The organism is Achromobacter pestifer, assembly GCF_902859625.1.
In the GTDB taxonomy this organism is placed as follows: Bacteria; Pseudomonadota; Gammaproteobacteria; order Burkholderiales; family Burkholderiaceae_B; genus Achromobacter; species Achromobacter pestifer.
The window spans coordinates 419,476-432,081 of sequence record NZ_CADIJX010000001.1; the positions used below are offsets into that span (position 1 = coordinate 419,476).

11 protein-coding genes are annotated in these 12,606 nt (G+C 63.0%); 6 read left to right on the forward strand and 5 right to left on the reverse strand.

Annotation, left to right across the window (positions count from 1 at the left end; translation table 11 throughout):
- Positions 1-98 precede the first annotated feature (98 nt).
- On the forward strand, positions 99-1,163 hold the full coding sequence (gene glnL / locus HV753_RS01930) for a nitrogen regulation protein NR(II) (protein WP_175172735.1): 1,065 nt from the start codon (positions 99-101) through the stop codon (positions 1,161-1,163).
- Positions 1,163-2,656, forward strand: a complete 1,494-nt coding sequence (gene ntrC, locus HV753_RS01935; RefSeq protein ID WP_175172736.1) for a nitrogen regulation protein NR(I) — start codon at positions 1,163-1,165, stop codon at positions 2,654-2,656. The genes glnL and ntrC overlap by 1 nt, the downstream gene beginning before the upstream one ends.
- 347 nt (positions 2,657-3,003) lie before the next feature.
- Here ntrC and HV753_RS01940 read toward each other — a convergent pair whose 3' ends face one another.
- Positions 3,004-3,918, reverse strand: a complete 915-nt coding sequence (locus HV753_RS01940) for a LysR family transcriptional regulator (protein ID WP_175172737.1) — start codon at positions 3,916-3,918, stop codon at positions 3,004-3,006.
- A gap of 183 nt (positions 3,919-4,101) precedes the next feature.
- Between HV753_RS01940 and HV753_RS01945 the strand changes: the two genes are divergently transcribed.
- The 3 genes from HV753_RS01945 to HV753_RS01955 all read left to right on the forward strand — a co-directional run bounded on the left by HV753_RS01945 (position 4,102) and on the right by HV753_RS01955 (position 6,875).
- A complete protein-coding gene (locus HV753_RS01945) occupies positions 4,102-4,800 on the forward strand; it encodes a pirin family protein (protein ID WP_175172738.1) in 699 nt (232 codons plus the stop codon).
- 100 nt (positions 4,801-4,900) lie between these two features.
- A complete protein-coding gene (locus tag HV753_RS01950) occupies positions 4,901-5,806 on the forward strand; it encodes a pirin family protein (RefSeq protein ID WP_175172739.1) in 906 nt (301 codons plus the stop codon).
- A 91-nt stretch (positions 5,807-5,897) separates the two neighbouring features.
- Positions 5,898-6,875: a Bug family tripartite tricarboxylate transporter substrate binding protein gene (locus HV753_RS01955; protein WP_175172740.1), complete on the forward strand. Its 978-nt coding sequence runs from the start codon at positions 5,898-5,900 to the stop codon at positions 6,873-6,875.
- Between the two features lie 19 nt (positions 6,876-6,894).
- On the opposite strand, the gene HV753_RS01960 is transcribed toward HV753_RS01955, so the two are convergent.
- From HV753_RS01960 to HV753_RS01970, 3 genes are all read right to left on the reverse strand, one after another.
- Positions 6,895-7,671, reverse strand: coding sequence for an ABC transporter ATP-binding protein (locus tag HV753_RS01960; protein ID WP_175172741.1), 777 nt, complete (start codon positions 7,669-7,671; stop codon positions 6,895-6,897).
- A 5-nt stretch (positions 7,672-7,676) separates the two neighbouring features.
- The gene (locus HV753_RS01965; protein WP_175172742.1) at positions 7,677-9,347 is read right to left on the reverse strand and encodes an ABC transporter permease; all 1,671 of its coding nucleotides are present in this window, start codon (positions 9,345-9,347) and stop codon (positions 7,677-7,679) included.
- 113 nt (positions 9,348-9,460) lie between these two features.
- Positions 9,461-10,504, reverse strand: a complete 1,044-nt coding sequence (locus HV753_RS01970; protein WP_175172743.1) for a Fe(3+) ABC transporter substrate-binding protein — start codon at positions 10,502-10,504, stop codon at positions 9,461-9,463.
- Positions 10,505-10,763: 259 nt separating this feature from the next.
- Between HV753_RS01970 and HV753_RS01975 the strand changes: the two genes are divergently transcribed.
- Positions 10,764-11,540 carry a ferredoxin--NADP reductase gene (locus HV753_RS01975; RefSeq protein ID WP_175172744.1) on the forward strand — a complete coding sequence of 259 codons (777 nt, stop codon included), beginning with the start codon at positions 10,764-10,766 and terminating at the stop codon, positions 11,538-11,540.
- Between the two features lie 74 nt (positions 11,541-11,614).
- On the opposite strand, the gene HV753_RS01980 is transcribed toward HV753_RS01975, so the two are convergent.
- On the reverse strand, positions 11,615-12,580 hold the full coding sequence (locus tag HV753_RS01980) for a Bug family tripartite tricarboxylate transporter substrate binding protein (RefSeq protein WP_175172745.1): 966 nt from the start codon (positions 12,578-12,580) through the stop codon (positions 11,615-11,617).
- Between the last annotated feature and the right edge of the window lie 26 nt (positions 12,581-12,606).

The following is a 12,606-nucleotide window of genomic DNA, read 5'->3' on the forward strand; positions in this document are numbered from 1 at the left end:
CCGTCAGGCGTCATGCCTGGCGGGCAGGGCGCCGGGTTCCGGCGCCGCCGACGCGGGCGCGTTCCGCTTTCCCCCCTGTCATTCGGGTACGTTGAAAAATGAATGTAGAAGCTCTCGATCTGCTTGCCACGTCCGTTTTCCTGGTCAACGAACGCGGCCACATTGAATACGCCAACGCGGCCGCCGAAGATCTGTTCGGCCGTTCGCGCAAGCAACTCAGCGGGCACTCCGCCGCCACGCTGTTCGACACCCCAGAAAATATCCAGTCTTCCATCGACCGCGCTGCGGGCGGACGGTATGCCGACGTCAGGCAATTGGCCTCGTTGCGCCGCGCTGCCGCCTCCGTGGAAGTCGCCGTCACGACGGTGGGACTGTCGGGCCAACGCTGGCCGGTGTTGATAGAAACCCGCGAGATCGAACAGCGCGTGCTGGCCGACCGCAATCATCGCCTGGTTGATGAAATTGAAGCTCACCGTGAGCTGCTGCGCAATCTGGCGCACGAAGTGAAGAATCCCCTGGGCGGGTTGCGCGGCGCCGCGCAATTGCTCGAGGCCGAGCTGCCCAGTGCGGCACTGGCTGAATACACCCAAGTCATTATTTCCGAAGCCGACCGCTTGCAGGCGCTGGTGGACCGCTTGAGCGGCCCGCAACGTGTGCCGCTGAATGCGCGGCCGGTGAACATCCATGAGATCTGCGAGCGTGTTTGCGCGCTGATCCAGGCCGAATTCCGCAATGACGTCACGATTCTGCGTGACTACGATGCGTCGGTTCCCGATTTGAAGGGCGATGCCGCCCGTCTGATGCAGGCCGTCCTGAATGTGGCGCGCAACGCCGCGCAGGAACTGGTCGCGCGGCCCGTGGGGCCCAAGACGGAGCCGGGCGTGGTGACGCTGCGTACCCGCGTGGCGCGTCAGGTCATGCTGGCGCATCGCCAACACCGGCTGGCGCTGGTGTTGTCCATCATCGATAACGGTCCCGGCGTGCCGGACCACATCCGCGACCGCATTTTCCATCCGCTGGTCACGGCCAGGGCGGGAGGCACGGGCTTGGGCCTGAGCCTGGCCCAGGACTTCGTGCAGCAGCACGGCGGCATCATCGAATTTGAATCCCGACCCGGGCGTACCGAGTTTCGCCTGGTCCTACCGATGGAGCCCGCACACTGATGAAACCCGTATGGATCGTCGACGACGACCAGGCCATCCGCTGGGTCCTCGAAAAGGCCCTGGCCCGCGCTGGTGTCCCCACCCGCAGTTTTTCCCAATCGGCCGACGTGCTGGAAGCGCTGTCGCGCGAAACGCCCGTTGCCTTGGTGTCCGATATCCGCATGCCCGGCGGCAACGGCCTGGAGCTGTTGCGCCAGCTTAAAGAGCGGCATCCCGGTTTGCCGGTCATCGTGATGACCGCCTTTGCCGATCTGGACAGCACTGTTTCCGCTTTTCAGGGCGGCGCGTTCGACTACCTGGCCAAACCGTTCGATGTGAACGAAGCCGTCGCGCTGATTCAGCGCGCCATGCAGGAATCCACGCAGCCGGAAAGTCCCGAAGGGCAGGGCGAGTCCGCGCAGAACAACGAACGTTGGATGATGACGCAGTCATCCTCCACCGCCATGCAGGAAGTGTTTCGCGCCATTGGCCGGCTGGCTCAGTCGAAGGTGACCGTGCTGATCACCGGTGAATCCGGTACCGGCAAGGAACTGGTGGCCCGTGCGCTGCACGGCCACGGCGTGCGCGCCAGCGGCCCCTTTGTGGCACTGAACGCGGCGGCCATTCCGCGTGATCTGCTTGAGGCCGAACTGTTCGGCCATGAACGCGGCGCGTTCACGGGCGCCAACAACCTGCGCCGTGGCCGCTTCGAGGAAGCGCACGGTGGCACGTTGTTCCTGGACGAAATCGGCGATATGCCGATTGAATTGCAGACGCGCCTGTTGCGTGTGCTGGCTGAAGGCAGCTTCTACCGTGTCGGTGGCGCACAGCCGGTGCGCGTGGATGTACGCATCGTCGCCGCCACGCACCAGCCGCTGGAACAGCGCGTGGAACAAGGCTTGTTCCGCGAGGACTTGTTCCATCGCCTGAACGTGATCCGCCTGCGCCTGCCGCCCTTGCGCGAACGGGTGGAAGACATTCCTGCGCTGGCTCAACATTTCCTGACCGCCAGCGCCCGCACGCTGGGCGTGCCGGTCAAGCGCCTGACTCCTGACGCGCTGGCCGTGCTGACCAAGTTCGACTTTCCGGGCAATGTCCGGCAACTGGAGAACTTCTGCCACTGGCTGACGGTGATGGCACCCGGCCAGACGGTCGACCGCCAGGATCTCCCGCCGGAGATCCGTGCGTTGGAACATCAGCAGCAGGCGGGGCCGGCCTCGTCTCGCCTGGCGCCCTCGGTGCCCGGCATCGGTACGGTAGTGCAAGCCTCGGCATCCCAGGAGGACGGGGCACCGCGCAACTGGCAGGATTCTTTGCTGCGTGACGCGCAATATCGACTGGAACGCGGCGAACCGGCAGTGATGGCCACGCTGACGCGCCAGTTTGAGAAGATCCTGCTGCAAAGCGCCCTGGATGCCAGCCGTGGCCGTCGCGTCGAAGCCGCATCCCGCTTGGGAATCGGCCGGAATACGATCACGCGCAAGCTGCGGGAATTGGGGATTGAGGACGAGTGATTTTGGGGTGGGGGGGTGATGGGTTGCGCGCGTTTGGGAGCTGCATTTTTGGCTGATGCTTGGCGCGCTACACCCATCCTACGGCGCGGCTGCTTGCTGATGGGTTGCGCGCGTTGGGGGTCTGCATTCTTGGCCGATGCTCGGCGCGCTACACCCATCCTACGATTCGGCGGCTTGCAGATGGGTTGCGCGCGTTTGGGAGCTGCATTCTTGGTTGATGCTTGGCGCGCTACACCCATCCTACGAAGCTAGGCCTTCGCCCGTAGGATGGGTGTAGCGCGAGAATCTGTTCGCAAGACATCCCATCTTCAGCGCGCGCAACCCATCACCCCATCCCCAGCAACCCATCACCCCATCCCCAGCAAGCTCTCACACAACCGCGGTGATTTCAGCTTTTGCAGCCACCACTTCAACGCTTCCCCCGGCGGCTCGGCCCGCCAGGCATAGGCCACATGTTCCGTCAGGGACATGCCTTCATCCGTCTCGCACACCACCAATAATCCCTGCGACAAGTACGGTGCGGCCAATGTCATCGGCAAATAGCCGCAGCCCAGGCCGCGAACCTGCGCTTCCACCTTGGCCTGCATGGTCGCCATCACCAGCGTTGGCTGGTCCGCCAGAATGCCGCGCGATTGGGGCGGCAGATTGCGTGACGTATCGGCCACCACCACCGCGCAATAACGGGTGATATCCGCCCGGCTGAGCGGCTGCGGCAGCGACGCCAGCGGATGGTGTGCAGCCACGCAGAAGGCGAATTGCGTCAGCCCGATGGCCTGTGAACGATAGGGTCCTGTCGGCTCGCCCGCCGCGCCCGCGCCAATGACAAGGTCCGCGCGACCCGAGGTCAGCGCATCCCAATTACCACTTAGCACTTCGCTGGAAAACCGCAGCGTCGTGGCGCTGCCGACCGCCTGAAACTCATCGATCAGGTCGTACAGCGGCCGCCAGGGCAGCACCGCACTGACGGCGATGCGTAGCTCGACCTCCCAGCCGGTTGCGATGCGTTTGACCCGGCAGGCCAGATCGTCCAACGATTGCAGGACATGGCGCCCATCCTTGAGCAGGGCTTCGCCCGCCGGGGTCAACAGCGCACGGTGCCCCGATCGGTCGAATAGCAGCACGTCCAGCCCGTCCTCCAGCTTGCGGATCGAGTAAGTCACGGCGGACGGCACCTTGCCGAGTTCGCGGGCTGCCTTGGCGAAGCTGCCGTGGCGCGCGATGGCGTCCACCAGGATGAGCAATTCAGGAGTAATGGGCTGCATGGGCGGGGGCCGAAAAATAGACGTTCAAAATATTTGAATGATTTCGTCAAAATATAGCGCCAAAACGCGGGCCAGACACGCGCAGAATATCACTCATGCCAAGGGTGTAGCGAAGACGGCAAGGAAGAAGAGCCAGGCGCCATACCCTTTAACTCATTCATATTATTGAAACAGGAGTCCACAATGCTTACGATTCGCCGTGCTGCCGAACGAGGTCACGCCAACCATGGGTGGCTCGATTCGTTTCACACCTTTTCCTTCGCCAACTACTACGACCCGACTCATATGGGCTTTGGCGCGCTGCGGGTGATCAATGATGACCGCATCGCCGCCGGCCGCGGCTTCGGCACGCACGGCCACCGGGATATGGAGATCATCACCTATGTGCTGGACGGTGCGATTGCACACAAGGACAGCATGGGCAGTGGCTCGACCATCCGGCCGGGCAACGTGCAGCGGATGAGCGCCGGCCGTGGTGTCATGCACTCCGAGTTCAACCCGTTGCCGGATACGGAAACGCACATGCTGCAAATCTGGATCGAGCCTGACGTGACCGGCATTGCGCCGGAATACGAAGAGCGTGATTTCAGCGATGCGCAAAAGCGTGGCCGTCTGCAAGCCCTGGTGTCGCCTGACGGCGACGATGGCTCGATGAAGATCCATCAGGATGCGCGGCTGTATGGCGGCCTGTTCGATGGTGACGAATCCGCCACCCTGAACCTGGCGGCTGGACGTCGGGCCTGGGTTCACGTGGCACGTGGCAGCCTGACCGTGAATGGCGTCGAACTCTCTGGCGGCGACGCCGTCGCCATCACGGACGACACCCGTGTCGAGCTGTCGGGTGGCAAGAACGCCGAAGTGCTGGTGTTTGACTTGGCGTAATGCCTGAGGCCGGGCGGACAGACGTTCCGTCCGGCTTGTTTTTGATCCGGCCGTTGGGCCTTAACATGGCCGTTGGCCTATTCATGCGGAGCGTTACATCATGTCTACTTTGTCCGATGCAGGCGAAAGCCAGATTGAAACCATCGTGGTGCCGCGCACCAGCGACTTGGGCGGCTTTTCCGTCCGCCGCGCGATACCGTCGGCGCAACGCCGCACCGTGGGGCCGTTCGTGTTTCTAGACCACATGGGCCCGGTGGAATTTGATGCCGGCTCTGGCATCGATGTGCGCCCGCACCCCCATATCGGCTTGTCCACCGTCACCTACCTGTATGAAGGGTCAATGGTGCACCGCGACGGCGCGGGCAATACGCAGACCATCTTGCCTGGCGAAGTGAACTGGATGACCGCAGGACGTGGCATTGTCCATTCTGAACGTTCATCGCCTGAAAGCCGCCAGGCCGCGCAGCGGCTCTGTGGCCTACAGATCTGGGTGGGCTTGCCGAAGGCGCATGAAGAAACGGACCCCGGCTTTACCCATTACGGGCTGGATGCTCAGCCAGTGGTGGAAGGCGAGGGCGTGCGTGCCCAGGTGGTGGCGGGTTCGCTGTTCGGCAAGACCTCATCCGTCAAGACGCTGTCGCCGCTGTTTTACGGGGATCTGCAATTGCAGGCGGGCGCCACCACGGTGCTGCCGGCCGAACACGAAGAGCGCGCCGCCTATCTGGCCCAAGGCTCAGTTGAAATCGACGGACAAGTTTTTGAAAGCGGCCGCTTGGTGGTGTTTGCCCCTGGCCGGCCCGTGCAGATCCGTGCCGTCACCGCCGCGCGTTTCGCGGTGCTGGGTGGCGAGCCCCTGGATGGTCCGCGTTTTGTCTGGTGGAACTTTGTGTCCAGCAACAAGGACCGCATCGAACAGGCCAAGCAAGATTGGCAACGCACCCGTTTCGACCAGATCGTGCCGGGCGATGAAACGGAATTCATTCCCTTGCCCGAGCCGCGTGCCTGATAGCCACTGATGTGATCTTCCCGCTGCCGCGCAAGCCCTGCGCGGCAGTATGATGCGCCTCCAAACCTTGATAACAACAGGATGGAGACACATGCATCGCTACACACTCAACGTTGCTCGCGGCCTGGCTGCGCTGGCACTCGTCAACGGCGCATCCGTTGCGCTGGCCGCCGGATATCCGGCGAAGCCCATCACCTTCATCGTGCCTTATACGGCGGGCGGCACCACGGATCTGGTGGCACGCACCGCAGGGCAAAAAGTGGCCGAGAAACTGGGGCAACCGGTGATCGTCGAGAACCGCCCGGGCGCGGGCGGCAATATCGGGATGGACGCCGTGGCCAAAGCGGCGCCCGACGGCTACACGATTGGCTTCGGGGCCATCTCCACAAACGCATTGAACCCCTTCGTCTACCCGTCGATGCCGTTCGATCCCACCAAGGATTTCACGGGCGTCAGCATGTTGGGCACGTCCACCGTGGTGCTTGAAGTCGGGCCCGCGTTGAAAGTGGACAGCGTGAAGGATCTGGTGGCTTATGCCAAGCAGCATCCTGGCACGGCCTTTGGCACGCCCGGCACCGGCACCTCCATGCATTTGGCGGGCGTGATGTTTGACCAGTTGACGGGCGCCGGCATGCAGCACATTCCGTACAAGGGCAGCGCGCAAGGGCTGAACGACTTGCTGGGCGGACACCTGCCCGTGATGTTCGACAACCTGCCTGCGTCGTTGCCCCACATCAAGGCAGGCAAGGTCCATGCGCTGGCAGTCACGGGCAGCAAGCGTGCTCCCACGTTGCCAGACGTGCCGACACTGGCTGAGTTGGGCTACGCCGGGGCGGTGGTGGATCCGTGGTTCGCGGTATACGGCCCCGCCAATATGTCGCCTGAAGCCACCCGCGCGCTGAGCGAAGCGTTCCAGTGGGCGCTGGCGCTGCCGGAAGTGAAGGACAAACTGGAGCAAGCGGGCTTCATGCCTTACGGCTCGACCCCGCAAGAGGTCGAACGCCTGACTCAAAGCCAGCACGAGGCCTTCAAGGCCTTGTCGCAAAAGGTCAAGCTGTCGGCGGATTGACCGCCGACGGATGCCGAGCTCAGCGCCCGCGGGCGAAAGCCTGCTCGCGCTGCGCCTCCAACGCCTCGCGGCGGATGAAGTCGCGCACGAAGTTGTTGCTGGGGTGGTGGTGCAGGTTATAGGGGGTGTCCCACTGCGCAATGCTGCCCTGGCTCATCACGCCGATGCGATCGGCGATGGCAAAGGCTTCGGCCTGGTTGTGCGTCACCAGAATCGCCGTGTGGCCAGTTGTCTTCAGGATGTCACGCACCTCGAAGGCCAACCGTTCGCGGGTGTCCACGTCCAGGTTCGAAAATGGCTCGTCCAGCAGCAGCAGGTCGGGCGAGGGCGCTAGCGCCCGGGCCAATGCCACGCGCTGTTGCTGCCCGCCCGAGATCTCGTGCGGGTAGCTATTGGCCGCGTGCGCAAGGCCCACCAATTCCAGCATTTCTTCCACCCGGCGGGCACGATCCGGGCGTGCCAGCTTGCGCAGGCCGAACGCCACGTTCAGCGCAACCGACAGATGCGGAAACAGGGCGTAGTCCTGGAACATCATGCCCACGCGGCGCAGTTCCGGGGCCACCTGTTCGGTGGCGGACGAAATCACGGTGCCGTCCAACAGGATGCGGCCCGCGCGCACGGGTTCAAAGCCGGCAATGGCGCGCAATACCGTGGTCTTGCCGCAGCCGGATTCGCCCAGCAGGCAGCCGATGTGTCCGGCTGGCAGGCCCAGCGTCAAGTCTTGCACCACCGGCTTCAAGCCAGCGGGTGTGTCATACGCAAGGGAAAGGTGATCGATTTCTAACAGATCGGGCACGATGATCAATGTCCCATTTTCAGATTGGTGCGCGCCAGCAGGATGACGGGCAAAAGGCCGGCCAGCACGATCGCCAGCGCCGCGACGGCGCCTTCCTCGTACGTGCCGCGGGCGGCTTCGGCGTACAGCCAGGTGGCCAGCGTGTCGAAATTCATGGGCCGCAGCAGCAGCGTCGCGGGCAGTTCCTTCATGGCGTCCACGAAGACCAGCAGCGCGCTGGCGGCCAATGCGGGGCGCAGCAGCGGCAGGTGGACGCGGCGCAACGTGCCGGCAGATGTCTCGCCCAACAAGCGGGAAGCCTGTTCCAGCGATGGCGGAATGCGCGCCAGGCCGGCTTCCAGCGCGCCGGTGGAAATCGCCAGGAAGCGGATCACATACGCGCAGACCAGCGCGGCCATGGAGCCCATCAGGAACAGACCCGTGCCGCCGAATACGGTGGCGACGGCCGTGTCGATCCAGACAAACGGCGTCAACAGGCCAATGGCCAGCACGGTGCCCGGCACGGCATAGCCCAGGCTGGCGATGCGCGCAAAGGCACGGCCGGGGTTGAAGCTGGCACTTTCGCGCAGCGTGCGTCCGGCCCAGGCAACGATCAGGCCGCACAGAATGGTGACGATGGTGGCGCTGAAGGCCACGATCAAGGTGTTGCTCAAACCGTTGATCAACTGGTCTGACACGCCGCCTACCAGGTGCAGGCGCTTATAGGTTTCAACGATCAGGTACAGCGCGGGCGCGACAAAGCCCAGCACCACCGGAATCCAGCCCAGCAACGCGGCGATGCCCGCGGCGGGGCCGCGCAAACGACGGGCTTGCATGGGACGCATGCGCTGGGTATTGGCGTAACGCTGGCGCTTGCGGCCATGGCGTTCCAACATGATCAGGCCGATAACGATCGCCAGCATGGTCAGCGCGATTTGCGCGGCGCCCGCCAGGTCTGAGCGCGTGACCCAGGTGGTGTAGACCGATACCGTCAGTGTCTGCACGCCCAGGAATTCAGACGCGCCGATATCGTTCAGCGTTTCCAGCAGCGCCAGGCTGACGCCGACGACGATGGCGGGCCGGGCAAGCGGCAGCGCAACGCGGAAAAACACCGCGATCCGTCCCGCTCCCAGCGTGCGCGCGGCTTCCAGCAGGCTGGCCGCTTGCGTCATGAACATGACGCGCGTACTCAGATAGACATAGGGGTACAGCACGAAGCCCAGCACGAAGATCGCGCCGTAGATGGAGCGCAGGTCAGGCAGGCGGAATTGGCGCGGGCTGTCATACCCCAGCAGCGCGCGGATCGCCGTCTGGATCGGCCCGATCGGATGCAGCAGGTCCAGATAGGCGAACGCGATGATGTAGGTAGGCACTGCCAGCGGCAGCAGCAGTGCCCAGGTCAGGATGCGGCGCGTGGGGAAGTCATAGGCGGTGACCAGCCATGCAGCCCCTGTTCCCAGCAACGTGACGACGATGCCGACACCTGCCAGCAGTATCGCGGTGTTGGCCAGTGCTTGCGGCAAGACGTAGCTGGCCAGGTGCTGCCAGTGGGACAGCTCGCCGCCCAGCGCCCACCAGGCCAGCGTCAATACGGGCGCCAGCACGGCCAGCGCGATCAGCGCCGCGCCTGCGAGCCAACCGGCGCCGCGTTCAGTCCAGCGCAAACGCAGCGGCCGGGGCAAGGATTCAGTGTGCATGCTTCAAAGTCGATTGCATCAATGGCAAGGCCTGTTTCCTCCAAAAAAGGAAACAGGCCCAATACTGCCGCATGGCGACGTCACGCCAGCAGGCGTGACCGTCCATGGGTCGATCAGTTGTCGAAGCCGACCTTGTCCACCAGTTCGCTGGCTTGCTTGCGGTGCTTGGCGATTTCAGTCAGGGGCAGCGGATCAACCTTCAGCTCGCCAAAGCTGGCGATCACGGGGTCCAGCTTCACGCCCTTGCGGACGGGGTATTCGTAGTTGGCCTGGGCGTACAGCGCCTGGGCGGGTTCGGACACCAGGAAATCCAGCAGCTTGATGGCGTTGGCCTTGTGCGGTGCGTGGGCGGCAACGGCGGCGCCGCTGACGTTCACGTGGGTGCCGCCGCTCTTTTCATTGGCGAACGTCGGGCGGATGACCTTGATGGCATCGCCCCATTTGCGGGCGTCGGTGCCGGCTTCGGCGTTCTTCATGTGACCCACGTAGTAGGCGTTGGCCAGGCCGATATCGCAGATGCCGCCCAGAATGTCGCGAGCCACGTCGCGGTCGCCGCCAGCGGCCTTGCGGGCCAGGTTGGCCTTGACGCCGCGCAGCCACTTTTCGGTCGCTTCTGCGCCGTCATGCGCAATCATCGATGCAACCATGGCGGTGTTGTAGGGGTGTTGGCCCGAACGGATGCAGACTTTGCCCTTCCATTTCGGATCGGCCAGGTCTTCGTAGCGGAAGGATTCCAGCTTCAGATCCTTTTCCACATACAGCACACGGTCGCGCAGCGACAGTGCAAACCACTTGCCATCGGCGCCGCGCAGGTTCGCGGGGATCACGGATTCCAGGGTCTGGGACTTGACCGCCTGGGTCACGCCACCGTCCACCAGATCCAGCAGATTGCCGATATCCACGGTCATCAACACGTCTGCGGGCGACTTGGCGCCTTCCGCCTTGACGCGCTCCAGCAATCCGTCCTTGACGAAGACCGTATTGACCTTGATGCCGCTTTCCTTCGTGAAGGCATCCAGCAGCGGTTGAATCAGCTTGGGTTCCCGGGTGGTGTACAGGCTGACTTCTTCGGCGGCATTGGCCGAGACGGTGAAGGCGGCGGCGCCAGCCAGCGCCAGGGCGCGAAGCAGCGAATTTAATTGGGGACGCTTGGTCATGTCGGGAGGCTCCGGCTAGGGCAGCAACGGGGGAAGCCGAAAAAAGGGCTTTCCGTTGCTTAAAACGGTCTGCTAACGAAAACGATTATCAACTGAGAACGCGACGATAACAGGAAGCAATAGACCGTTCAACTGTCCGTAAGCCATTGAGCGTTGCGCTTGATCCCCATCAATACGGCATAAGGGTATTACGGAATAATGAGAGCAATTCCTATCAAGACCCTGTAGAATAGGGTCAACCCTAATGAACTAATACGACATGGCTGCTTTCAACACTGAGCGCGTACTTAGCGTGCACCACTGGAACGACACCCTGTTTTCCTTTACCACGACTCGTGATGCGGCCTTGCGGTTCCACAACGGCCACTTCGTCATGATCGGCCTGGAAGTTGAAGGCAAGCCGCTACTGCGGGCCTACAGCATCGCCAGTGCGAACTACGAAGAGAACCTCGAGTTCCTCAGCATCAAGGTGCAGAATGGCCCGCTGACCTCGCGCCTGCAACACCTGAAAGAAGGCGACACCATCCTGGTCAGCCGCAAGCCCGTGGGTACGCTGATCGTTGACGATCTGAAGCCGGGCAAGCATCTGTTCCTGTTTGGCACCGGCACTGGCCTGGCGCCCTTCATGAGCATCATCAAAGACCCGGATATCTACGAACGCTTCGACAAGGTCATCCTGGTGCACGGCGTGCGTTGGGTCAGCGAACTGGCCTATGCGGACTTCATCGAAAAAGAACTGCCGAACAACGAGTTCTTCGGCGACATCGTGCGCGAAAAGCTCGTGTATTACCCGACGGTCACGCGCGAGCCGTTCCGCAACCAGGGCCGCATCACGGAACTGATGGAAAACGGCAAGCTCTGCGAAGACATCGGCATTCCGCAGATCAACCCCGAAACTGATCGCGCCATGATCTGCGGCAGTCCGCACATGCTGGCTGACATCAGCGCCATGCTGGACAAGCGCGGCTTCACGGTTTCGCCGGGCGTGGGCCAGCCGGGCGACTACGTGGTTGAACGCGCCTTCGTGGACAAATAAAGCCACGGCGGTTCGTTCGAAAAAAAACCCATCGCTAGCGATGGGTTTTTTGCATTTCAGGGCGGTCTGTCTGACTACTCCGGCTGAATCCCCGCTTGCTTGATGATGGTGCCCCACTTCTTCGATTCGGCTTGCTGGAATGTGGCAAGTTCGTCCGGTGTCGACGTCGCCGGGTCAGTGCCGGTTTGCGCGTAGAACTGTTGGGCCGGCTTGGTCTTGGTGGCGTTCACCAGCAGTTCGTTCAGGCGTTTGATCACATCGGGCGGCGTGCCGGCGGGCGCATAGGCCGCGAACCAGTAGCCCATCTCATAGCCCGGTACGCCGGCTTCGGCGATCGTCGGGACGTCCGGCGCCAATGGCGAACGCGCCAGGCCCGTCACGCCCAGTGCGCGCAGTTTGCCAGACTTGACCTGGGGCAGGCCGGTCGCCGTATCGGTGATCATCATGTCGATCTGCCCGCCCAGCAAGTCTGTCACCGCCAGCGGATTGCTCTTGTACGGGACATGCAACAGCTGCACGCCAGCCATCTGTTGCAGCAATTCGCCCGCGATGCGGCTACTGGAACTGCCGCTGCCGAAACTCAGCTTGCCCGGCGATTGCTTGGCCTGAGCCAGAAAGTCGCCCACTGTCTTGGCGGACGAGTTGGGATTGACCACCATGATCTGGCCGCCCTTGCCCAAGAGCGAGATCGGCGCGAAGTCCTTCACGGGTTGGTACGTCAGCGTCTTGTAGAGATGCTCGTTGGCGGCATGGGTCGTGTTGGTGGTGATCAGGACGGTATAGCCATCTGGCGCCGCACGGGCGCCGGCGGCGGCGCCGATCATGGCGCTGGCACCGGGTTTGTTCTCGATCACCACCGCTTGCCCGGTCTGTTCGGTGACGCCCTGGCCGATGGCGCGACCAATCTGGTCCGTCGCGCTACCGGCCGCGAACGGGACGATGAAGGTGATGGGTTTGGCCGGGAAGTTCTGGGCCAGCGCGGTCAGAGGCAAGGCTGCCGCCAGCAGCAGGGCCAGGCGGCCCTTGGAGGAAATGCGCATGTTGTGTCTCCTGTGGTGTTTTTTTA